Origin of the sequence: Escherichia sp. TC-EC600-tetX4, from assembly GCF_019356055.1 — a bacterium.
Lineage (GTDB): Bacteria > Pseudomonadota > Gammaproteobacteria > Enterobacterales > Enterobacteriaceae.
Window position 1 is genome coordinate 2,336,497 of the sequence record NZ_CP079924.1, and the last position, 23,647, is coordinate 2,360,143.

Annotated in this window: 18 protein-coding genes and 2 pseudogenes; 9 read left to right on the top strand and 11 right to left on the bottom strand. The window is 49.6% G+C overall.

Annotated features, from left to right (window positions below):
* Nucleotides 1–56 precede the first annotated feature (56 nt).
* From narZ to KXD89_RS11320, 5 genes are all read left to right on the top strand, one after another.
* Nucleotides 57–3,797, top strand: coding sequence for a nitrate reductase Z subunit alpha (gene narZ / locus KXD89_RS11300; RefSeq protein ID WP_000040458.1), 3,741 nt, complete (start codon nt 57–59; stop codon nt 3,795–3,797).
* Nucleotides 3,794–5,338 (top strand): nitrate reductase subunit beta, encoded by a 1,545-nt coding sequence (gene narH, locus KXD89_RS11305; protein WP_000702535.1) that lies wholly within the window; start codon nt 3,794–3,796, stop codon nt 5,336–5,338. The genes narZ and narH overlap by 4 nt, the downstream gene beginning before the upstream one ends.
* A complete protein-coding gene (gene narW / locus KXD89_RS11310; protein WP_001166353.1) occupies nt 5,338–6,033 on the top strand; it encodes a nitrate reductase molybdenum cofactor assembly chaperone in 696 nt (231 codons plus the stop codon). Before narH ends, narW begins: the two co-directional genes overlap by 1 nt.
* On the top strand, nt 6,030–6,710 hold the full coding sequence (gene narI, locus KXD89_RS11315; RefSeq protein WP_000617115.1) for a respiratory nitrate reductase subunit gamma: 681 nt from the start codon (nt 6,030–6,032) through the stop codon (nt 6,708–6,710). Before narW ends, narI begins: the two co-directional genes overlap by 4 nt.
* A 78-nt stretch (nt 6,711–6,788) precedes the next feature.
* Nucleotides 6,789–7,682, top strand: a complete 894-nt coding sequence (locus KXD89_RS11320) for a PhzF family isomerase (protein WP_000804385.1) — start codon at nt 6,789–6,791, stop codon at nt 7,680–7,682.
* Nucleotides 7,683–7,777: 95 nt separating this feature from the next.
* On the opposite strand, the gene nhoA is transcribed toward KXD89_RS11320, so the two are convergent.
* Entirely contained in the window at nt 7,778–8,623 is an 846-nt protein-coding gene (nhoA, locus tag KXD89_RS11325) for an N-hydroxyarylamine O-acetyltransferase (RefSeq protein WP_000187925.1), read from the bottom strand.
* A 172-nt stretch (nt 8,624–8,795) separates the two neighbouring features.
* Here nhoA and KXD89_RS11330 point away from each other — a divergent pair, with 172 nt between their 5' ends.
* Nucleotides 8,796–9,365: a flavin reductase family protein gene (locus tag KXD89_RS11330; RefSeq protein ID WP_000085899.1), complete on the top strand. Its 570-nt coding sequence runs from the start codon at nt 8,796–8,798 to the stop codon at nt 9,363–9,365.
* On the opposite strand, the gene pptA is transcribed toward KXD89_RS11330, so the two are convergent.
* The 3 genes and pseudogenes from pptA to KXD89_RS11345 all read right to left on the bottom strand — a co-directional run bounded on the left by pptA (nt 9,362) and on the right by KXD89_RS11345 (nt 12,061).
* Entirely contained in the window at nt 9,362–9,595 is a 234-nt protein-coding gene (gene pptA / locus KXD89_RS11335) for a tautomerase PptA (protein WP_001120143.1), read from the bottom strand. The genes KXD89_RS11330 and pptA overlap by 4 nt on opposite strands.
* A 99-nt stretch (nt 9,596–9,694) precedes the next feature.
* Complete coding sequence (locus KXD89_RS11340; RefSeq protein ID WP_000421020.1) at nt 9,695–10,831, bottom strand: ISAs1-like element ISEc5 family transposase; 1,137 nt, start codon at nt 10,829–10,831, stop codon at nt 9,695–9,697.
* 85 nt (nt 10,832–10,916) lie between these two features.
* Nucleotides 10,917–12,061 (bottom strand): annotated as a pseudogene (locus tag KXD89_RS11345) (ISAs1 family transposase).
* Nucleotides 12,062–12,142: 81 nt separating this feature from the next.
* Between KXD89_RS11345 and KXD89_RS11350 the strand changes: the two are divergent.
* Nucleotides 12,143–12,328: a protein YncO gene (locus KXD89_RS11350; RefSeq protein ID WP_120795385.1), complete on the top strand. Its 186-nt coding sequence runs from the start codon at nt 12,143–12,145 to the stop codon at nt 12,326–12,328.
* Here the strand turns inward: KXD89_RS11350 and ydcD are convergent.
* The 4 genes and pseudogenes from ydcD to KXD89_RS11370 form a co-directional block, all read right to left on the bottom strand.
* On the bottom strand, nt 12,243–12,725 hold the full coding sequence (gene ydcD, locus KXD89_RS22440; RefSeq protein ID WP_000939263.1) for a protein YdcD: 483 nt from the start codon (nt 12,723–12,725) through the stop codon (nt 12,243–12,245). The genes KXD89_RS11350 and ydcD overlap by 86 nt on opposite strands.
* A pseudogene (locus KXD89_RS11360) lies at nt 12,709–14,745 on the bottom strand (RHS repeat-associated core domain-containing protein); the annotation flags it as partial. The pseudogene KXD89_RS11360 and the gene ydcD, both read right to left, overlap by 17 nt.
* Before the next feature lie 749 nt (nt 14,746–15,494).
* Nucleotides 15,495–15,707 carry a YncH family protein gene (locus KXD89_RS11365; RefSeq protein ID WP_000226995.1) on the bottom strand — a complete coding sequence of 71 codons (213 nt, stop codon included), beginning with the start codon at nt 15,705–15,707 and terminating at the stop codon, nt 15,495–15,497.
* Between the two features lie 75 nt (nt 15,708–15,782).
* Nucleotides 15,783–16,400: a glutathione S-transferase family protein gene (locus tag KXD89_RS11370; RefSeq protein ID WP_000598857.1), complete on the bottom strand. Its 618-nt coding sequence runs from the start codon at nt 16,398–16,400 to the stop codon at nt 15,783–15,785.
* 266 nt (nt 16,401–16,666) lie between these two features.
* On the opposite strand from KXD89_RS11370, the gene ansP reads away from it, so the two are divergent.
* On the top strand, nt 16,667–18,166 hold the full coding sequence (ansP, locus tag KXD89_RS11375; RefSeq protein ID WP_001300590.1) for an L-asparagine permease: 1,500 nt from the start codon (nt 16,667–16,669) through the stop codon (nt 18,164–18,166).
* A gap of 112 nt (nt 18,167–18,278) precedes the next feature.
* Here the strand turns inward: ansP and KXD89_RS11380 are convergent, their stop codons facing one another.
* Nucleotides 18,279–19,340, bottom strand: coding sequence for a YncE family protein (locus KXD89_RS11380; RefSeq protein ID WP_000550695.1), 1,062 nt, complete (start codon nt 19,338–19,340; stop codon nt 18,279–18,281).
* 241 nt (nt 19,341–19,581) lie between these two features.
* On the opposite strand from KXD89_RS11380, the gene pqqU reads away from it, so the two are divergent.
* Nucleotides 19,582–21,684, top strand: coding sequence for a TonB-dependent receptor PqqU (gene pqqU, locus KXD89_RS11385; RefSeq protein ID WP_000689363.1), 2,103 nt, complete (start codon nt 19,582–19,584; stop codon nt 21,682–21,684).
* A gap of 35 nt (nt 21,685–21,719) precedes the next feature.
* Here pqqU and mcbR read toward each other — a convergent pair whose 3' ends face one another.
* Both mcbR and curA read right to left on the bottom strand, forming a co-directional pair.
* On the bottom strand, nt 21,720–22,385 hold the full coding sequence (mcbR, locus tag KXD89_RS11390; protein WP_001300742.1) for a colanic acid/biofilm transcriptional regulator McbR: 666 nt from the start codon (nt 22,383–22,385) through the stop codon (nt 21,720–21,722).
* 197 nt (nt 22,386–22,582) lie between these two features.
* A complete protein-coding gene (gene curA, locus KXD89_RS11395; RefSeq protein ID WP_000531462.1) occupies nt 22,583–23,620 on the bottom strand; it encodes an NADPH-dependent curcumin/dihydrocurcumin reductase in 1,038 nt (345 codons plus the stop codon).
* Nucleotides 23,621–23,647: the final 27 nt, after the last annotated feature.

Here is a 23,647-nt window from a genome sequence, read left to right on the forward strand (position 1 = left end):
TGTCGCATCCGACAAGGCATCAGATCCCAATTCATTCCTGGAGCAGGAGTCATGTCATGAGTAAACTTTTGGATCGCTTTCGCTACTTCAAACAAAAGGGCGAAACCTTTGCCGATGGTCACGGACAGGTGATGCATAGCAACCGCGACTGGGAGGACAGCTATCGCCAGCGTTGGCAGTTCGACAAAATCGTGCGTTCCACCCACGGTGTTAACTGTACAGGCTCCTGTAGCTGGAAAATCTACGTTAAAAATGGTCTGGTGACCTGGGAAATCCAACAGACCGACTACCCGCGCACTCGCCCTGACCTGCCCAATCATGAACCTCGCGGCTGCCCGCGTGGCGCAAGTTACTCCTGGTATCTTTACAGCGCTAACCGCCTGAAATACCCGCTCATTCGTAAACGACTGATTGAACTGTGGCGCGAAGCCCTCAAGCAACACAGCGATCCGGTACTGGCGTGGGCATCGATTATGAACGATCCGCAAAAGTGCCTGAGCTACAAACAAGTGCGTGGGCGCGGCGGGTTTATCCGCTCCAACTGGCAGGAACTAAACCAGCTGATTGCCGCCGCTAACGTCTGGACCATCAAAACCTACGGCCCGGATCGCGTTGCCGGTTTCTCGCCGATCCCGGCGATGTCGATGGTTTCTTACGCCGCCGGAACGCGTTATCTGTCGCTGCTTGGCGGCACCTGTTTAAGTTTCTACGACTGGTATTGCGACCTGCCGCCCGCCTCGCCGATGACCTGGGGCGAGCAAACCGACGTACCGGAATCTGCCGACTGGTATAACTCCAGCTACATCATCGCCTGGGGGTCTAACGTACCGCAGACACGTACGCCGGACGCCCACTTCTTTACCGAAGTACGCTACAAAGGCACTAAAACCATCGCCATTACCCCTGACTACTCTGAAGTGGCCAAATTGTGCGACCAGTGGCTGGCACCGAAACAAGGCACTGATAGCGCCCTGGCGATGGCAATGGGCCATGTGATTTTAAAAGAGTTTCATCTCGATAATCCCAGCGACTACTTTATCAACTACTGCCGCCGCTACAGCGACATGCCGATGCTGGTAATGCTGGAGCCTCGCGACGATGGTAGCTACGTTCCCGGGCGCATGATCCGCGCATCTGACCTGGTGGATGGACTGGGCGAAAGCAACAATCCGCAGTGGAAAACCGTAGCAGTTAATACCGCAGGTGAATTGGTAGTGCCGAACGGTTCGATTGGTTTCCGCTGGGGAGAAAAAGGCAAATGGAATCTGGAATCCATTGCCGCCGGTACGGAAACCGAATTGTCGTTAACCCTGCTCGGTCAACATGACGCTGTTGCAGGCGTGGCCTTCCCCTACTTTGGCGGCATTGAAAATCCGCATTTTCGCAGCGTAAAACACAATCCGGTGCTGGTGCGCCAATTGCCCGTTAAAAACCTGACGTTAGTCGATGGCAACACCTGTCCGGTGGTCAGCGTTTATGATTTGGTACTGGCGAATTACGGCCTCGATCGCGGGCTGGAAGATGAAAACAGTGCGAAAGATTACGCTGAAATCAAACCGTACACCCCAGCCTGGGGTGAGCAAATTACCGGCGTGCCGCGCCAGTATATTGAAACCATCGCCCGTGAATTTGCCGATACCGCCCATAAAACGCATGGGCGCTCGATGATTATCCTCGGCGCAGGTGTTAACCACTGGTATCACATGGACATGAACTACCGCGGGATGATCAATATGCTGATCTTCTGCGGTTGTGTCGGGCAAAGCGGTGGCGGCTGGGCACACTATGTCGGCCAGGAAAAACTGCGCCCACAAACCGGCTGGTTGCCACTGGCCTTTGCGCTCGACTGGAACCGACCACCGCGCCAAATGAACAGCACCTCGTTTTTCTACAATCATTCCAGCCAATGGCGCTATGAAAAAGTCTCTGCTCAGGAGTTACTTTCACCGCTCGCCGATGCCAGTAAGTACAGCGGTCATCTGATTGATTTCAACGTTCGCGCCGAACGTATGGGCTGGCTACCTTCTGCGCCGCAGCTGGGGCGTAACCCGCTCGGGATTAAAGCTGAAGCCGACAAGGCCGGATTATCCCCCACAGAATTTACCGCCCAGGCGCTGAAATCGGGCGATTTACGTATGGCCTGCGAACAACCAGATAGCAGCAGCAATCATCCGCGTAATTTGTTTGTCTGGCGCTCTAACCTGCTTGGCTCCTCCGGCAAAGGCCACGAGTATATGCAGAAGTATCTGCTGGGGACCGAAAGCGGGATTCAGGGCGAGGAACTCGGTGCCAGCGACGGGATCAAACCGGAAGAAGTCGAGTGGCAAACTGCAGCGATTGAAGGCAAGCTCGACCTGCTGGTGACGCTCGACTTCCGCATGTCCAGTACCTGCCTGTTCTCCGATATCGTTCTGCCCACCGCCACCTGGTACGAAAAAGACGATATGAACACCTCGGATATGCATCCGTTTATTCATCCGCTTTCTGCGGCGGTCGATCCGGCGTGGGAATCACGCAGCGACTGGGAAATCTACAAAGGTATCGCCAAAGCATTTTCGCAAGTGTGCGTGGGTCATCTTGGCAAAGAAACCGACGTGGTATTACAACCCCTACTGCATGACTCTCCGGCAGAGCTCTCACAGCCGTGTGAAGTGCTCGACTGGCGCAAAGGCGAATGCGATCTGATTCCAGGCAAAACCGCGCCGAATATTGTGGCGGTGGAGCGCGACTACCCTGCTACGTATGAACGCTTTACCTCGCTCGGGCCATTGATGGACAAACTTGGCAATGGCGGTAAAGGGATTTCGTGGAATACCCAGGATGAAATCGATTTCCTCGGCAAACTCAATTACACCAAGCGTGATGGCCCGGCACAGGGGCGTCCGCTGATTGACACCGCCATTGACGCTTCAGAAGTGATTCTGGCACTGGCACCGGAAACCAACGGTCATGTTGCAGTCAAAGCGTGGCAGGCGCTGGGCGAGATCACCGGGCGCGAACATACCCATCTGGCGCTGCACAAAGAGGACGAGAAGATTCGCTTTCGCGATATTCAGGCGCAGCCGCGTAAAATTATCTCCAGCCCCACCTGGTCCGGTCTGGAAAGCGATCACGTCTCCTATAACGCGGGATACACCAACGTTCATGAGTTAATTCCGTGGCGCACGCTGTCGGGACGCCAGCAGCTCTATCAGGATCATCCGTGGATGCGTGCTTTTGGTGAAAGCCTGGTGGCTTATCGCCCGCCTATCGACACCCGTAGCGTCAGTGAGATGCGCCAGATACCGCCAAACGGCTTCCCGGAAAAAGCACTTAACTTCCTGACGCCGCACCAGAAATGGGGCATTCACTCAACCTACAGTGAAAACCTGCTAATGCTGACGCTCTCTCGCGGTGGACCGATTGTCTGGATCAGCGAAACAGATGCCCGAGAACTGACCATTGTCGATAACGACTGGGTGGAAGTATTCAACGCCAACGGCGCGCTGACTGCCCGCGCGGTGGTCAGCCAACGTGTACCGCCGGGCATGACCATGATGTATCACGCCCAGGAACGCATTATGAATATTCCTGGTTCGGAAGTAACTGGCATGCGCGGCGGCATTCATAACTCGGTTACCCGCGTTTGCCCGAAACCAACGCATATGATTGGCGGTTACGCGCAGCTGGCCTGGGGCTTTAACTACTACGGCACCGTCGGATCGAACCGCGATGAGTTCATCATGATCCGCAAGATGAAGAACGTTAACTGGCTGGATGATGAAGGTCGCGATCAGGTACAGGAGGCGAAAAAATGAAAATCCGTTCACAAGTCGGCATGGTGCTTAACCTCGACAAATGTATCGGCTGCCATACCTGTTCGGTGACCTGTAAAAACGTCTGGACCGGGCGCGAAGGCATGGAGTACGCATGGTTTAACAACGTCGAAACCAAACCGGGCATTGGTTATCCGAAAAACTGGGAAGATCAGGAAGAGTGGCAAGGCGGCTGGGTGCGTGATGTGAATGGCAAGATACGCCCGCGTCTGGGCAACAAGATGGGCGTAATAACCAAAATCTTCGCCAACCCGGTGGTGCCGCAGATTGATGATTACTACGAACCTTTCACCTTCGACTACGAACATTTGCATAGCGCACCGGAAGGCAAACATATTCCTACTGCTCGCCCGCGTTCACTGATTGACGGCAAACGGATGGACAAAGTGATCTGGGGGCCAAACTGGGAAGAACTGCTGGGCGGTGAGTTCGAAAAACGTGCCCGCGACCGCAACTTCGAGGCCATGCAAAAGGAGATGTACGGGCAGTTTGAAAACACCTTCATGATGTACCTGCCGCGCCTGTGCGAACACTGCCTCAATCCCAGCTGCGTGGCGACCTGCCCAAGCGGCGCTATCTACAAACGCGAAGAAGACGGCATTGTGCTGATTGATCAGGATAAATGCCGTGGCTGGCGTTTGTGCATAAGCGGTTGTCCGTACAAAAAAATCTACTTCAACTGGAAAAGCGGCAAGTCAGAAAAATGCATCTTCTGTTACCCACGAATTGAGTCCGGTCAACCGACCGTGTGCTCAGAAACCTGCGTGGGTCGCATCCGGTATCTGGGCGTGCTGCTTTACGACGCCGACCGCATCGAGGAAGCGGCGAGCACCGAGCGCGAAGTTGACCTCTATGAACGCCAGTGCGAAGTGTTCCTCGATCCACACGATCCCTCAGTGATCGAGGAAGCCCTGAAACAAGGTATTCCACAAAATGTGATTGACGCTGCCCAGCGTTCGCCAGTCTACAAAATGGCGATGGACTGGAAACTGGCACTACCGTTGCACCCTGAATACCGCACCCTGCCGATGGTCTGGTACGTTCCTCCGCTGTCACCGATTCAGTCCTACGCAGATGCGGGCGGTTTGCCGAAAAGCGAAGGCGTGCTGCCCGCCATCGAAAGCCTGCGTATTCCGGTGCAATATCTCGCCAATATGTTGAGTGCCGGCGATACCGGTCCGGTACTGCGGGCGCTGAAACGGATGATGGCGATGCGCCACTATATGCGTTCACAAACCGTGGAAGGCGTTACTGATACTCGTGCCATCGACGAAGTAGGCCTGAGCGTCGCCCAGGTCGAAGAGATGTATCGCTATCTCGCCATTGCCAACTATGAAGATCGTTTTGTTATCCCGACCAGCCATCGGGAAATGGCGGGCGATGCCTTCGCAGAACGCAACGGCTGCGGTTTTACCTTTGGCGACGGTTGCCACGGTTCGGACAGTAAATTCAACCTGTTCAACAGTAGCCGTATCGATGCCATCAACATCACCGAAGTGCGCGACAAAGCGGAGGGCGAATAATGCAGATCCTCAAAGTGATCGGCCTGTTGATGGAGTATCCGGACGAGCTGTTGTGGGAATGCAAGGAGGACGCGCTGGCGTTGATCCGCCGCGACGCGCCGATGCTTACGGATTTCACCCACAACCTGCTTAACGCGCCGCTGCTGGATAAACAGGCCGAATGGTGCGAAGTGTTTGACCGCGGGCGCACCACGTCGCTGCTGCTGTTCGAACATGTTCATGCCGAGTCCCGCGATCGCGGCCAGGCAATGGTGGACCTGCTGGCGGAGTATGAAAAGGTCGGCCTGCAGCTGGATTGTCGGGAACTGCCCGATTATCTACCGCTGTATCTGGAGTATTTAAGCGTACTGCCTGACGATCAGGCGAAAGAAGGATTGCTCAATGTTGCGCCGATCCTCGCCCTGCTTGGCGGTCGCTTAAAACAACGCGAGGCACCGTGGTACGCGTTGTTTGATGCTCTGCTGCAACTGGCGGGAAGCTCCCTTTCAAGTGACAGTGTCACAAAACAAGTAAACAGCGAAGAGCGCGATGACACCCGCCAGGCGCTTGATGCAGTGTGGGAAGAGGAACAGGTGAAGTTTATTGAAGATAACGCCACGGCGTGTGACAGCTCGCCGCTTAATCAATATCAGCGACGCTTTAGCCAGGATGTCGCGCCGCAATATGTCGACATCAGTGCGGGAGGTGGGAAATGATTCAGTATCTGAACGTCTTTTTTTACGATATCTACCCGTACATTTGTGCGACGGTGTTTTTCCTCGGCAGCTGGCTGCGCTACGACTACGGGCAGTACACCTGGCGCGCCTCCTCAAGTCAAATGCTCGATAAACGCGGGATGGTGATATGGTCGAATCTGTTCCATATCGGCATTTTGGGGATTTTCTTCGGGCACTTGTTCGGCATGTTAACGCCGCACTGGATGTACGCGTGGTTTTTGCCAGTGGCAGCGAAACAACTCATGGCGATGGTGCTCGGCGGTATTTGCGGTGTGTTGACGTTGATTGGCGGCGCAGGACTGCTGTGGCGCAGGCTGACAAATCAGCGCGTGCGTGCCACTTCCACTACGCCGGATATCATCATCATGAGCATTTTGCTGATCCAGTGTCTGTTGGGGCTAAGTACCATACCGTTTTCAGCACAGTATCCTGATGGTAGCGAAATGATGAAGCTGGTGGGTTGGGCGCAAAGCATTGTCACTTTCCGTGGTGGATCGTCAGAGATGCTCAACGGCGTAGCGTTCGTCTTCCGCCTGCATCTGGTGTTGGGAATGACCATCTTCCTGCTCTTCCCGTTCACCCGACTGGTGCATGTGTGGAGCGCGCCGTTTGAGTACTTTACTCGTCGATATCAAATTGTGCGTTCGCGGCGATAATTTCACCCTGGCCGGATAGCCCTTCGCTCTCCGGCCACTTGCAGGCTATGATAGTTCTCCAGTCACAGGAGAACGTTAATGAAACCGCAGGTGTACCACGTCGATGCTTTTACCTCACAACCGTTTCGCGGCAATTCTGCCGGTGTTGTTTTCCCCGCCGATAATCTTAGCGAAGCGCAAATGCAGCTTATCGCCCGCGAGTTAGGCCATTCGGAAACTGCTTTTCTGCTGCACAGCGACGACAGCGATGTGCGCATCCGCTACTTTACGCCAACGGTTGAAGTGCCGATTTGCGGTCACGCGACAGTAGCTGCGCACTATGTACGTGCGAAGGTGTTAGGTTTAGGAAATTGCACGATCTGGCAAACATCGCTGGCAGGAAAACATCGCGTGACTATCGAAAAGCACAACGATGATTATCGTATTTCGCTGGAACAAGGTACGCCGGGCTTTGAGCCACCGCTGGAAGGTGAAACACGTGCGGCGATTATCAACGCGCTTCATCTCACTGAGGACGATATTCTGCCAGGCTTGCCAATTCAGGTGGCAACAACAGGACACTCAAAAGTGATGATCCCACTGAAACCGGAAGTGGATATCGACGCCCTTTCGCCTGACCTTAATGCGCTGACCGCTATCAGCAAAAAGATTGGCTGCAATGGTTTCTTCCCGTTCCAGATCCGCCCAGGCAAAAACGAAACCGATGGTCGCATGTTCTCGCCTGCGATTGGTATTGTGGAAGATCCGGTGACTGGCAATGCCAATGGCCCGATGGGTGCATGGTTGGTACATCACAACGTATTGCCCCACGATGGCAACGTGTTGCGTGTTAAAGGCCATCAGGGGCGCGCATTGGGGCGTGACGGTATGATTGAAGTGACGGTGACAATTCGTGATAACCAACCGGAAAAAGTCACCATTTCAGGCACAGCGGTGATTTTGTTTCATGCCGAATGGGCAATTGAACTCTGAAACCGTTGTCTGATGCGCTTCGCCTGTCAGGTCTACAACCGGGCTAATGTATGCCGGATAAGGCGTTTACGCCGCATCCGGCAACCTGACATAAATTATTTTCCCGCCTCCGGGTGCGTATCAAACGCCGCCATCACCAGCGCTAACTCATCCACGGTAAAGCCATGTTTCGCATCATCCACGCCCAGACCAAACTGTTCTTGCATCACAGCATATAATGACGCCACATCCGGTAGATTTCGCTGCTCCACCGCGTGCCCATTTTCATAATGGGTAAAATGAAAATTGGTCAGTGTCAGCTTGCCGCCGTCCGGCAAATGGCGGCACATCAGCAAATGATGGCGAAAATGCGACTGCGGCCAGTGCGCCGACCAGAAATTGCCCATCACATAATCGCTTTGTTGCTGCTCGCAGAGATCAAAACGGTACATCGACTGCCAATGCTGATGATGATTAAACTGCAACACCCAATCATCACCCTCCTGCAACAACCGATACTCTCCGTGTGGCGTGGTCTGCACGAGATCGGAAACTAAACGAATCGGCGCGGTTAGCGTCTGCCCACCGAAACCGACATCAGCAATCCATTTTTCCTCTTCCAGTTCCACCAACAGCAAACGATGGGTGCGCGGCGGTAATGCTGGCGGATTTGATAACACTACGCGCCCTAACAAGCTGCGAACGTTAAACCCCAGCTCGCGTAACACCCGCTCAAACACGCCATTCTGCTCAAAACAGTAACCGCCACGACGGGCTATCACCAGTTTCTCTTCCGGCGATTGATTATCAAGCTGTATTTCCCTCGGCAGCAAAACGTCGAGGTTTTCAAACGGAATGGTGCAATTGTGTTTCAGGTGCAATGCACGAAGCGTATCAATATTGACCGCAGCAGCTCCCGACCAGTTAATACGGGCAAAATAGTGATTCAGAATGGGCGTCATCAGGCGTTTCCCTTAGTGGTTTTCTCAACTTATAACCTGGAATAGACGCCGCACCGGCTATTTTGTGCGATCGCGGACATGCATCACGTTCGCAAATCGCCAATCCCGTTAATTTCGTTACTTATTGCGTTACGGACTACGCTTAAAAAAACCTTCTTCGCGAGGCGATACCATGAGCCGATTCATCCCCATAGAATTACACCATGCCAGCCGTCTGTTAAATCATGGCCCAACGGTCTTGATCACCAGTTTCGATGAGCAATCCCAGCGGCGTAACATTATGGCTGCAGCCTGGTCAATGCCGGTGGAGTTTGAACCTCCACGCGTGGCGATTGTGGTAGATAAATCGACATGGACCAGGGAGTTGATTGAACATAACGGTAAATTTGGCATCGTTATCCCGGGCGTTGCAGCAACTAACTGGACGTGGGCGGTGGGAAGTGTGTCGGGGCGTGATGAAGATAAATTTAATTGCTATGGCATTCCGGTTGTGAGAGGCCCGGTATTTGGTTTGCCTCTGGTCGAGGAAAAATGTCTGGCGTGGATGGAGTGTCGATTGCTACCTGCGACTTCTGCGCAAGAAGAATACGACACGCTGTTTGGCGAAGTAGTATCAGCAGCGGCAGACGCACGGGTATTTGTCGAAGGCCGCTGGCAGTTTGATGATGATAAGCTCAATACGTTGCATCATTTAGGTGCTGGGACGTTTGTTACCAGCGGCAAGCGTGTTACGGCGGGTTAAGCATTCATGCTATAACCAGGTTTCTTTATCAAAGCCTCCATTTGGGGCGCGATTTCGGCATCCCAGATAGCTTGCCAAGATTCTGGTTGAATCTGCTGTAGAGCAATGCTTATCGAACTGTCTTTACTGTTCAGATGACGAATAATAACGTCGGTAATATCTGCAGCAAGTGCTGCTTTTTGTTGTTCGTCCAGTTCACGCGGAAAACATTTAATGTCGATGTGCGGCATGATTACGCTCCTTTTGAAAGATGTCAGTAAAATTAACACACATTGTGAATGTCATGTGTCCGGTAAAGCGTTTATACGACAATAATGCCCAGGGCAAGATTACGAAAGCCCGCTCCCCGTAAGGACTGACGCCAGGTAGTTTCTGTCCATGGCTGCTTTTCGCATCTTACGTCTTAACCCTGCCTTGAATACCTTATCATTCGTCAAAATATTAATAGCAATGTGCCGTATCCCTGAAAATAATTCTGCTGCATTTCCTCTTCTTATTTTGCAGTCGTCTTCATTCATTACCACGTCCAGACGCCAGTGCAGCTTATTCTCCACATGCCAGTGGTTTCGGATTGCTGTGGCGAACTTCTCTGCGGTTAAATCAGCAGAACTGATATAATATCTGACCGTCATTTCGAGCTCTTTCTTTTGTTCTGCTATTATGGACCGAAAGGAGACTGCCACGCATAATTTCTTCAGCCCTTTCCATTCAAACGTGAAATCAATAAGTTCATCAGGGACATCGCAAACAATATGAAGACGGATTTCTTCTCTGCCGTGACTCTTTTCACTCATTGCGTAACTGTCATGCGCTGGATTATTTAATTCTTTCAGCGGAAATTTTTCCTCAAAGGCTTTATTTAGCCGCCCCTGGTTTCCTTTTACCGCGAATAAATAATCACCTCCCTGTTTTTGTATCTTCTCTGCAATATCTTTCTGGCAACCCATCGCATCAGTTGTGATGATTTTTCCTTTAATATCCAGCATGTTAAGAAGTTCTGGGATAGCTGTAATCTCATTAGATTTCTCATCCGTCTTGATCTGTCCGATGACCAGACTGTGCATTGTTGAGAACGCACTAATGACATGAATCGCTCCCCTGCGGCGACTCTTATCATAAGAATGCCGGAGCGTTTTTCCATCAATTGCAATGACGTCTTTATCATCTGAAGAATGGCAGTCACGCATCCAGTTAATAAAGCACTCGTGAAATTTTGCAGGACTGATACAGGATACAACTCTGGCAATGGTGTCGTGAACAGGAATACCATTTTCAAAATCACCATATTGCTTCAAAAAATCGGGATGTGTTTCCCCAAAATCCTCTATATCTTCCCAGCCTTCTGCACCAGAAATAACGGCACAAATAGTCAACAGTAGAATATCCGATAACTTATGTTCCATTTTCCAGGCTTGTCTGTAATCGGGGATAATAGAAATATGTCCCATCAATTTTTTAAGTTCCATTTTGTTCTCCTTAATTATGTAAGGAGTATTTGATCATGTGTAAGCAATAAAAAACAGCTTTAGGTAATAAGGAATATCTCAATTTTTAAACATAAAATGCGAATTGTTTAGTACAAAAAGTGAACTTCTGATGATCTTTCCCTGTGTTTAACGCAGCCTTCTTTCTTTTCCTCTTCACCCTTAATGTCTTTGCAATCTCTTAATAAATTCAGTGCCATCTTCTTTATTCCAGATATTATTTAGGCTGCGTTTCCTCTTCTTATCCGGCTGGCATCTTCATTCATTTTTACATCTAACACCCAATGAAGACTGTGCTCGATCAGCCAGTGCGCTCTGATAGCATGTGCAAATTCTTTAGCATCCATATCCTTTGATGAAATATAATATCGGATGCTTACACCTTCTGCTGATTTATCTTCTTTCTTCTGCCTGAATGACAATGCTACACAAAGCTTTTTTAATCCCTTCCATTCGAATTCAAAATCACAAAAGTTCAGGCGTTACGTTACTGACAATATGCAAACGTGTTTCTTTTCTTCCATGACTTATCTCCTGCGTACTAAACGAATCGCCTTTATAATTAGAAAACACATTTACAGGAAATTTTTCCTCGAATGCATGATGTAATTTCCCCTGATTGCCTTTTACTGCCAGAAGATAATCTGCTTTTTTATCTTTGATCTTCGAAGCGATATCTTTCTGACAGCCCATAGCATCAATGGTTATCAAATTTTTCTTTAAATACAGTAGGTTAAGCAACTCTGGAATGGCTGTAATCTCATTACTTTTGGCTTCCGTTTTCACCTGCCCCAGTACAACACCATTTTCGTTCGAGAATGCACTCACCATATGGATTGCTCCTTTTCTTTTTCCCTTATCAAAGGAGCCTCTTATGGTCTTTCCATCTATTGCTATAATTTCACCATCAGTGATTTCATGGCACTCCTGCATCCATTCAATAAACATCTTTTCAAAGGCCAAACTGTCAATGTTACTCACAACGCGTGCAATGGTGTCATCGACCGGAATGCCATTATCAAAATCACCATATTTCTTTAGCCATTCAAGTCTTTCATGTCCAAAATCTTCAATTTCCTGCCACTCATCGGCACCTGCAATTACTGCACATACGGTGAGAAACAAAATAGCAGATAATTTATGTTTAACCTTTCCTTGTTGTCGTATATCAGGGGTCACTGAAATATAATCAAGCAAACTTTGAATACTCACCTGGCGTCCTTTTTTATCTTTTTAGTTATTCCAAAGGTTAAATTTTGATCACCTGTAGGCGTTAAAGCAAAGATGAAAATCGTGATTTACATCACAATTTTCATGATCTTGCCCTGCCCCGTCCCTTGCTCTCATGTCTTTCTGTATGTATTTTATATTTTTCTCTTTCTGGTGTTGTTCATTATGACCATTTACCAATCCAGTCAAAAACTTCATTTTTCAAATTGTTATCATAATAATCAACATCATAATAGTCTCCATAATTAATTATTTTATAACTAGCCTTCTTGTTTTTATCACTAAAATACACCCGTTGTTTTGTAGCGCAGAACTCCATATTCTCCAGTTTACTAATGTTTTTTAATCGCACGCTATAAAGAATATCATTGAAAAAATTAAGATTTATATCAACCACTCCACAGTGCGTCCTGTAATTATTAACCATTATACTTATAAAATGACCATTCCCTCTACTAATTTTTTGGTCATTAATTATTTTATAAATAATATTTTTTTCAGAAAGATATATCTCAACGCTCTTTGGTGTTTTATGTCCATAAAATACGATGTCAGAATTTGAATTGTTATCAAACCCAAGGTAAACAACAAATAAACAAAGGGTAATTAAAAAAATGACAAGTTTGCCTCTAATAATTTGAAGCATCTGAACTCCCTTGCTTTGCTTTTATTGGATTATCTGCTTTTATACCATCTAACCCGAAGAGTTGCCCAGTGTTATATTTTTCAATACATGCATCGCTACATTTGGCAGAAAAATCGCCACAAGCAATACCGACAGTGTTATTTTTAAGATCCATGATTCTTTCTTTAGCTGGCTGACCTTGTCTATCCCCTGCCGCCTCATGATTTTTACCTATCACGTCAGCTATTGTTGATCCAAATGTCTTAGTCATTCGACACATCAAGTAACAATGTCTCATTGCATCGGCGGCCCCATTATGAGCTCCGCCAACAATAGCATCCATATCATAACCGAACTGGTAAGCACTGTTAGTAATGCTGTTTGCAGCAATCAATCCAGGTACACCAGATACGGCATAAATTAGTCCACCTGATGTCATATTCTCAATCGCATCTAACCCCATTGGGTCTATCACTTGTATGGGATTCAACGGATACTGATACATATTCCATCCACCTCTCAACCCAATCGGGTCCGGGGTGATATACCGCCCCTGCAACGGATCGTAGTGCCGGTGACGGTTATAGTACAGCCCCGACTCCTCATCATGCTGCTGCCCTGGCAGACGGTACGGCTGGTGCAGGTGATGCGGGTTCTCCTCATTAAGCTGGTTGCCCCATTCATCATACTCCCCGCGCCACGCCGTATTGCCGTCTTCGCTGATGAGCGCCAGCGGCAGGCCCCGGTGGTCGCAGTGGTAAAAATGAACTTTTCGCGCCGGTGTGTATTCCGGCTCCACCTGTCTGGCCAGTTGCTCCACCGTCAGCCCGCACTGCGCAAGCCACGCCCGGCTTTCACTGCTCACGCGGTCTGCCCGGATTTCTTCCTCCAGCCTGTCCAGCAGCCGCACCAGTTCAGCCGGGAACACCACGCCGTGGCCGTTCTCACTCCCTTCCTGCTGGAGCGTCTCTGCCAGGCTGCGCCGCTGCGCTTTTTCCCGCTCGCCGTTCTCTGTCTCGACCCGGATGAGCGGCGTGAAGCTTCCCGGCTCGTATACCGTCTGGATACGTGTGGTGTCAGTCTGCACCGTCGTCAGCCTGTCTCCGTCCCAGCCATACCACGTCACCTCCGGTTTACGCGACAGCGACATCCACCCCGTCAGGTCACGCTCCCGCCGCCAGACCCGTTTTGCCATTCGCCGTCCCAGCGGGTCGTAGAGGTAGCGGCTCTCGACCAGTGGCTCGCCATGCTGTATCCGCGTGTAGAACACCAGGCGGTGCTGGCTGTCGTAGTGGTAGTGGTGGGTCCGCTCGTCGTCCGTCCGTATCACACCCGCCGGGATGCGGTCCGTCTTCTCCGTCAGCCTGCCGTATTCATCGTGGCGGTAGACATAGTGCGCATCCTCCGCGATGCGGTTATCCGGCCACACTGTGAGTGTACTGTCCGGGTGCAGCTCCGGGTCCGGCAGCCGGTTGCCCGCCGGGTCCGTGGCATACGGGATGCGGATGTCCAGGTCTGGTGCGAGGGTGCGCACACTCTCCAGCCTGCCCGTGGCGCTGTAGCCGTATTCCCGCGTCTGTCGCGGGCCGCTGATGCGCACCAGGTCGCCGTTGTCATTCCACCCGTAGTCACGGTCATACACCAGGCTGTTCAGGTGCTGGCTCTGTAACTGGCCTGCGGGGGTGTATGTGCTGGTCAGTTTATATGCGGCATTACTGCCTGCCATGCTGCCGAAGCTGCGCACCGTCTCACGGTGCAGGCGGTCGCGCGTGAACTCCAGCAGCGGCGTCCCGCCCAGCTTCATGCCCGCAAGATAGCCGCTGCCGTAGGTCAGCCACTCCACCGGCGGCAGACTGTCCGGCGTGACGCGGTTTGCCAGCCCCTGTTCGTTGTACGCATGTCCGGTCTCATGGTGCCACAGCAGTTCCCCCGTCTCCGGGTTCTCCACCGTCTGGCGTTCGCCGGTCAGGCGGCCTTTATCGTCATAGCCGTAGTGGACCGACACGCGGTGGCCTTCACTGGTATGGCTGAGGGTGGTTAAGCGAGTCGACATCTGGCGTTACCGGGGAATATCAGAAAAATGTCATGGTTATGTGATGATTTAGTCTGGGATTTTACTTCAGAGAAACGGGTGTCTGTTTAGTCAACAAAATAATCACAAACGCAACGGATGGGTTCTCGACGTTATTCACGACAGGCTCGTACATTACAGCGAGTAATAAAAAACCTGATATGCAAAGTCAAACCAATATTCATAATGTCTTTTTATTCACAACAATAAATAATTCAATAACAATCATTGAAATGAATGATGGTTTGTATAAGGAATATACGCTACCGCCCCACCCTGATAACATGATCTGCACATTGCCATCTTAACGTCGTTAAACACTAGCTTAATAGTGGATATTTCAAATTAGGAATTTATTAAATTCACCTGATGAATATAATAAGCAAATAGCATAGAAAATAATGACAACTCCCCCGAGGGGACCATTTCCAAAGCACTGCACCACCACCTGGTGCCGGATGATCTTGCTTCAGTGGTAAGAGTACCTGATGCATTGTTCCCAAAATGGTGTTTTCCCCTGCCCCTCCAATAATGTGTAGCTCTCACTTGATAATCTATTGATTAGGTTATATTAAGAATCAACATTTAAAATACATCCATTTTCTTGAATAAATCAACATGTTTATTAATCAATTGCTGTTTTAGCTCTGACTCATCAAGCTCTCCATATTTGTCCTACAGATAATTGCGAATAAATACAGAGAACGCCATTTATCCTTTTAGCATACCTGCCGGATATTTTTATTTGTATTAATATTAATTGCATCTCCAACTCCGAGCATATCCATCATTAAAAACATTTTGAGATTATAGAATGCCTGTGATAACAACTGAAACATCTGCACGATGTGAATAGTTAGTTTCTTTTCAGAGGAAATGAAATAGACACGCTGAATGAAAAGGAGAGTGATATAAATTAAAAAACATACCATGAATTTAATTAATTACGCCCATCATTGTGGATAAAGTTACTGAATAATAAATAACATAATCTTCTGGTATCCCACTCAAATAATTTCATTCCTTTTTAATACTTCTTGTAATTTCGGTAACTGACATACAGCATCAGCAATCGCACTGATATTCGTGGCATTATCCTGAAACCATTCATGCCCAGGCCCCCATGTGCGCATAGTGCAAAGATAACAGTCCACCAGCGTTAGTTGCTCACCAAACGCATAAGGTTCAGCAGTGAGCTGCGAATTCAACCAGATATAAAGCGATTTTCGATATTCAATAACATTCTTCTTTAACTGTTCAGGTGCGTCAGGAGCCCAACGCTCAGGGTAATCGGCGAAAGTGAATGTTGGATAGACATTAGCAACCAGCCAGACCAATAGCCGTTGAAACAGCTGACGTTCGGCGCGCCCAACCGGTGGCGCAAGGTCCGGGCGACGATCGAGAACCATCAATGCAATCGCCGCTGTCTCCGTCATAATCTCGTCATTTTCCAATGCCAGTGTCGGAACCTGACACAACGGGTTCAGGGTTTTCAATAACTCGCGTGAAGCTCCCTCGTGGTCAAAACCACTGACATCAACGAACTGATAAGGAATATCAGCCAGTGTTAGCATCAGCTCACTGATTGTAGAGCCCCATCCGGGTACGCCATACACCTTAATCATATGCCCCTCACAATCTTTTAAAGATTAAGTGTAGGACAGTACACAGGTTAACCAGCAAAAGGATTTGTCATTTTTTCGTCAGTTGTATTAATCCCCTTCAGGATTGTAAGGGGATGTTTTGCATCGTTTATCGATAACGGGTAGGATGCTGCGCCGATAGTTTTATACCCATAAAGAATAATGGTGATAACTATCATCGCCAGGATGAATAAACATTGTTCATGGCAACTTATATGACTTTTTCATTAAAGCAATCAGGGAGAGCAATGAGTAAACACGACACCGACACTTCAGATCAACACGCCGCGAAACGCCGCTGGCTTAATGCCCACGAAGAGGGGTATCACAAAGCGATGGGCAATCGCCAGGTGCAGATGATCGCCATTGGCGGCGCGATTGGCACCGGCTTGTTTTTAGGTGCAGGAGCCCGACTGCAAATGGCGGGGCCCGCACTGGCACTGGTTTATTTAATTTGTGGCTTGTTTTCGTTTTTTATTCTGCGTGCATTGGGTGAGCTGGTGCTACACCGCCCTTCCAGTGGCAGTTTTGTTTCTTATGCCCGTGAGTTTTTGGGTGAGAAAGCCGCTTATGTTGCTGGCTGGATGTACTTCATCAACTGGGCGATGACGGGGATTGTTGATATTACCGCCGTCGCTCTGTATATGCATTACTGGGGTGCGTTTGGCGGCGTGCCGCAGTGGGTCTTTGCGCTCGCTGCACTTACCATCGTTGGCACCATGAATATGATCGGTGTGAAATGGTTTGCGGAGATGGAGTTCTGGTTTGCGCTTATTAAAGTGCTCGCCATTGTGACCTTTTTGGTCGTGGGTACAGTGTTCCTCGGTAGTGGTCAGCCGCTGGATGGCAACACCACTGGCTTTCATTTAATCACCGATAATGGCGGCTTCTTCCCCCACGGTTTGCTGCCTGCGCTGGTGTTGATTCAGGGCGTAGTGTTTGCTTTTGCCTCCATTGAAATGGTGGGTACAGCTGCCGGAGAATGTAAAGATCCGCAGACCATGGTGCCTAAAGCCATTAACAGTGTGATTTGGCGTATTGGCCTGTTTTACGTCGGCTCCGTGGTGTTGCTGGTTATGTTATTGCCGTGGAGCGCGTATCAGGCGGGGCAAAGTCCGTTCGTGACGTTTTTCTCTAAACTGGGTGTGCCATATATCGGCAGCATTATGAACATTGTGGTGCTGACCGCTGCCCTCTCCAGCCTGAATTCAGGTCTGTACTGCACCGGACGTATTCTGCGCTCAATGGCGATGGGCGGTTCCGCACCGAGTTTTATGGCGAAAATGAGTCGTCAGCATGTGCCGTATGCCGGGATTCTGGCGACACTAGTTGTGTATGTCGTCGGCGTATTCCTCAACTATCTGGTGCCGTCGCGCGTATTTGAGATTGTGTTGAACTTCGCGTCGCTGGGAATCATCGCTTCATGGGCGTTTATCATCGTGTGCCAGATGCGCCTGCGTAAAGCGATTAAAGAAGGCAAAGCAGCGGATGTCAGTTTTAAACTGCCTGGCGCGCCCTTCACTTCCTGGCTGACATTACTGTTTTTACTGAGTGTCCTTGTGCTGATGGCGTTCGATTACCCGAACGGGACTTATACTATCGCGGCGCTGCCGATTATCGGTATTTTGCTGGTTATAGGCTGGTTTGGTGTGCGCAAACGCGTTGCTGAAATTCACAGCACTGCGCCAGTCGTCGAGGAAGATGAAGAAAAACAGGAAATTGTGTTTAAGCCTGAAACGGCGAGTTAATTGCAAAATTGCCCGGCTACGTGCCGGGCAAATTCAGATTACTGACGAAAGTGCCGGATACGCCGTGATAAAAGGCAGGCAAGTCTCACCGTTTTCACCCTCGCCATATCTATTACAGCGCAATACGAATCACATCGTCTGGCTGGGTAGCTTCCTGCTGTTTAGTGGATTTTTGTTTCACACTGACATACAGCGTTTTGCCATCGGCAGACAGCGCCAGGCTGTTTGGATGAGTCGGCGTATCGAACGTTTTCACCACTTTATAGCTTTTCGCGTCAATCACACTGACTTTACCTGCCTGACGATGCGTTACGTAGGCTTCATTACGCGCGGGGTTAAACAGCACAGCCAGTGATTCCGGTGCCGCAACCTTCGCCAGAATATTGCCATTACGGGTATCGACCACTAACACTTCTGCGGCTTTAGAATCGGTGATAAATGCACGCTGCCTGGCGGTATCAAGGCTAATGTTGATAAAGAAGTGCTCTTTGCCGTCATCCAGCAGCTTTTTACGGCTGAGGATTTTATTGTCGGCGGTGTCGATGGTAATCAATTCGCCGTCAGCGTTAGTGGTGTAAAGACGTTTGCCTTCGCTATCCAGCGCCAGACCGGTACTCATTTTACCGGTGTTCTGGATGGCGGTTTTCAGTTTGATATTCCCGCCATCAACGACCCAAATCACGCTCTCTTTACCAATACCACTGATGTAAACGGTGTTCGTGGCATCGTCAGCTACCAGCTCACGCGGTTGCAGCGGGCGCACCTCTTCCGTGCGCTTACGATCATCCAGCACCAGACGGCCTTTCACTTCGCCCGTTTTGGCATCTATCGCCGTGACCGCGCTGTTTACGGTGTTACCAAACCACAACGTCTGAGTCGTGTTATTGATGGTGGCACCAAACGGCTTGAGATCGTTATGGATCGCCTGCGTCACTTCCAGAGTGACCGGATCAAGACGATAAACCACGCCACCTTTATCCAGTTTGCGGCTTTGCGAAGTGGCGAGCCACAGCGCGTTTTCTTGCTGGCTATAAGCCATTTCGTAGGCACCTTTACCTACCGCTTTACGCAGCATTTCTTCTGCGGCCTGCGTACTGAATGATGAAACAACAAGCAATGAACCTAACAGTAATGAACCACGCAGGCGCGATGAAAACAGATGACGTAAATGCATGACGACTCCCTTTGATGAACCGATATTTTTGCTGCTTCACAATGCTTCGCTAAGCGTAATCATCGTTACGCTCTTGTTATAAATGGGAATGGTAATCATTATTTTCTCAAATGTGGAGCATTTCTTGCCGTTACGACTACAATTTTCTCAATTACTTAACGTATTGTGCCGTTTCATTTTCCATAAATTTACAATTTCATTACCATGACGGCGTTTTCCCATTCTTAACCTGGCTTTTTTCATGAAGATTTTTTCCGTCCGACAGACCGTTTTGCCCGCACTGCTTGTCCTTTCCCCCGTTGTTTTTGCCGCTGATGAACAGACTATGATTGTCAGTGCCGCACCGCAGGTGGTTTCAGAACTGGATACCCCAGCAGCAGTAAGCGTGGTGGATGGCGAGGAGATGCGCCTGGCAACACCGCGCATTAACTTGTCCGAATCACTGACCGGCGTGCCTGGTTTGCAGGTACAAAACCGGCAGAACTATGCGCAAGATTTACAGCTGTCGATTCGCGGATTTGGCTCCCGCTCCACTTACGGTATTCGCGGTATTCGCCTGTATGTGGACGGTATTCCCGCCACCATGCCCGACGGGCAAGGGCAAACATCCAACATCGATTTAAGCAGTGTGCAAAATGTGGAAGTGCTGCGTGGCCCCTTCTCTGCCCTGTATGGCAACGCGTCTGGTGGGGTAATGAATGTCACCACCCAGACCGGACAACAGCCACCAACCATTGAAGCCAGTAGTTACTACGGCAGTTTTGGCAGCTGGCGCTATGGGCTGAAAGCAACGGGCGCAACGGGAGACGGCACACAGCCTGGCGATGTCGATTACACCGTCTCAACCACGCGTTTTACGACCCACGGCTATCGTGACCATAGTGGCGCACAGAAAAATTTAGCCAATGCCAAACTGGGCGTACGCATTGATGAAGCCAGCAAATTAAGTCTGATTTTCAATAGTGTGGATATCAAAGCAGATGACCCAGGTGGGCTAACCAAAGCAGAATGGAAGGCTAATCCACAACAAGCGCCTCGTGCAGAACAGTACGACACGCGAAAAACCATCAAGCAAACTCAGGCTGGGTTGCGCTATGAGCGTAGCCTGAGTTCGCGGGATGATATGAGTGTGATGATGTATGCCGGAGAGCGAGAAACGACCCAGTACCAGTCAATACCCATGGCACCACAACTTAACCCGTCACATGCGGGCGGCGTGATTACCCTGCAACGCCATTACCAGGGAATAGACAGCCGCTGGACACACCGTGGTGAACTGGGCGTTCCGGTCACGTTCACTACCGGCCTGAACTACGAAAACATGAGTGAAAACCGCAAGGGCTACAATAACTTCCGCCTGAATAGCGGCATGCCGGAGTACGGGCAAAAAGGTGAGTTGCGTCGCGACGAACGCAATCTGATGTGGAACATCGATCCCTATTTACAGACGCAGTGGCAGCTGAGCGAAAAACTGTCGCTGGATGCTGGCGTGCGCTACAGCTCCGTGTGGTTTGATTCCAACGACCATTACGTTACTCCGGGTAACGGCGATGACAGCGGTGATGCCAGTTATCATAAATGGCTACCTGCCGGTTCGTTAAAATATGCAATGACCGATGCCTGGAATATCTATCTGGCAGCCGGGCGAGGTTTTGAAACGCCGACGATTAATGAGCTGTCTTATCGTGCTGATGGGCAAAGCGGTATGAACTTAGGTTTAAAACCATCCACCAACGATACAATTGAGATCGGCAGTAAAACGCGTATTGGTGATGGGCTGCTTAGTCTCGCATTGTTTCAGACCGACACTGATGATGAAATTGTTGTCGATAGCAGTAGCGGTGGGCGTACGACTTACAAAAATGCCGGAAAGACCCGTCGTCAAGGCGCTGAACTGGCATGGGATCAACGTTTCGCAGGAGATTTTCGCGTAAACGCGTCCTGGACCTGGCTTGATGCGACCTATCGCAGCAATGTTTGCAATGAACAGGATTGTAACGGTAATCGGATGCCAGGGATCGCCCGTAATATGGGCTTTGCGTCGATAGGTTATGTACCGGAAGATGGTTGGTATGCAGGCACGGAAGCGCGTTATATGGGCGATATTATGGCAGATGATGAAAATACGGCAAAAGCGCCGTCTTATACTCTCGTCGGCTTATTCACCGGGTATAAATACAATTACCACAATTTAACTGTGGATTTATTTGGTCGTGTCGATAATTTATTCGATAAAGAATACGTTGGTTCTGTCATTGTCAATGAGTCAAACGGGCGATATTACGAACCTTCGCCCGGACGAAATTATGGTGTCGGCATGAATATTGCGTGGAGATTTGAGTAATTACCTTGATGCCCGGTATTTGCCGGGCATTTACTTTAACGATTGTATTGCTGGTATAAAATAGCAATATTTTGTTGCATAATTTCAGCAAGACAATGTCTGCATCCCTCTTTGTCTTTTGCTTTTAACGCAGCGAGTAACAGATGATAGTTTTCTATATGCTCCCGTAATTCCGCTGGATTAATCGCTTCATAGAGATAATGTAAACCAGGCCCCATCCTGACCCACAGTTGCTCAATCATCTCACACAGGATGGGCATATTTGAGCGATGATAAATCGCTAAGCGAAATAGCCTGTTTACATTAATGATTTGTTCCATGTCGCCCTTTTCTTGCGCCTGCTGTAATTTCTCGAGCAATTCCTGGAGTTCCGCAAGGTCTTGCGGGGTGAGGTTTTCAACAGCCAGAGCAACTGCCATTAATTCCAGTTCGTAGCGGATCCGATTGATTTCGTCTAATTGACGTTTCCCCACTTCCGGAACTGTAAATGCTTGTGCAGGTGCGACAGAAAGCGCATTCACCGAAACCAGACGTAATAATGCTTCACGCACAGGTGTAATACTCATACCTAATTGCTCCGCCAGATTTTTAGTAATCAGGCGTGCGCCAGGTTTTAATGCGCCAATACTAAGCTGATGTTTCAGGTCGTTCTCAACCTGCAGAGTCAAACTGACATGTTTCATTTTTCCCGTTCCAGGCATTTTAATTCCTTCGCGTGTTTTCTGTCCAACCCTGCCTGCATGGCAGAAGGAATTCACCTGGTGTATTAAAGTGAATAATCATAAACCACTCACCTTTGTTGTTATTAGCAGCAGAACAATGATGTGGTTAGTTAATTAAAGCTGAAAATAAGCTTTTTGCCTGGATTTTTATGGCGGCTTACGCCGCCGTTGAAACTTTAATCATCACCCGCCACGCGGATCACCACTTTGCCGAAGTTTTTACCCTTCAGCAGGCCGATAAACGTCTGTGGCGCATTCTCTAAACCGTCAGTAATTTCTTCGCGGTAGTGGATTTTATCCTCTTTCACCCATTGCCCCATCTCCCTCTGAAACTCATGGATGCGGTGACCATAATCCTGAGCGATAATAAAACCTTGCAAGCGAATACGTTTTTTCAGCACTGTAGCCATCAACAGAGGTAAACGATCCGGACCGGGTGGTAGCTCTGTAGCGTTATAGCTGCTCACTAATCCGCAGACGGGAATGCGCGCAGATGTATTAAGTAACGGTAGCACCGCATCGAATACCTTACCGCCCACGTTTTCATAATAGATATCAATACCTTTTGGGCACGCTTTCGCCAGTTGTTCGGCAAAATCATCCGCGTGGTGATCAAGACAAACATCGAAGCCTAACACCTCGGTAGCATGGCGGCATTTTTCCGCGCCACCGGCTACCCCCACCACTCTGCAACCTTTAAGTTTGCCGATTTGCCCCACCGTCGCCCCCACTGGTCCTGTCGCCGCAGCTACCACCAACGTTTCGCCCTCTTTAGGCTGACCGATATCCAGTAGGCCCATATAAGCGGTAAAGCCTGGCATCCCTAGCACACCCAGCGACCACGATGGATTTTGCGGATGATCGCCAAGTTTCACCAGATCATCACCACTGGATATGTCATAGTCTTGCCATCCACTGTAGCCCAGCACCCAGTCGCCAGACTGATAATCAGGATGATTCGACTCCACGACACGGCTCACCGTACCGCCGACCATCACGCCGCCAATATCAACAGGCGGTGAATAAGATGGCTCATCGCTCATACGTCCACGCATATACGGGTCCAGGGACAAATAAACTGTGCGCAGTAACACCTGTCCTTCACCCGGTGTGGCGACATCATCTTCTTCAAGACGGAAATTCTCCGGAACAGGTGCGCCATGTGGACGCGAGGCCAGAACCCAACGTCGATTACGCTGCTTTTGTTGCCCCATAATGCTCTCCTGTGCTTTTGGCATGAA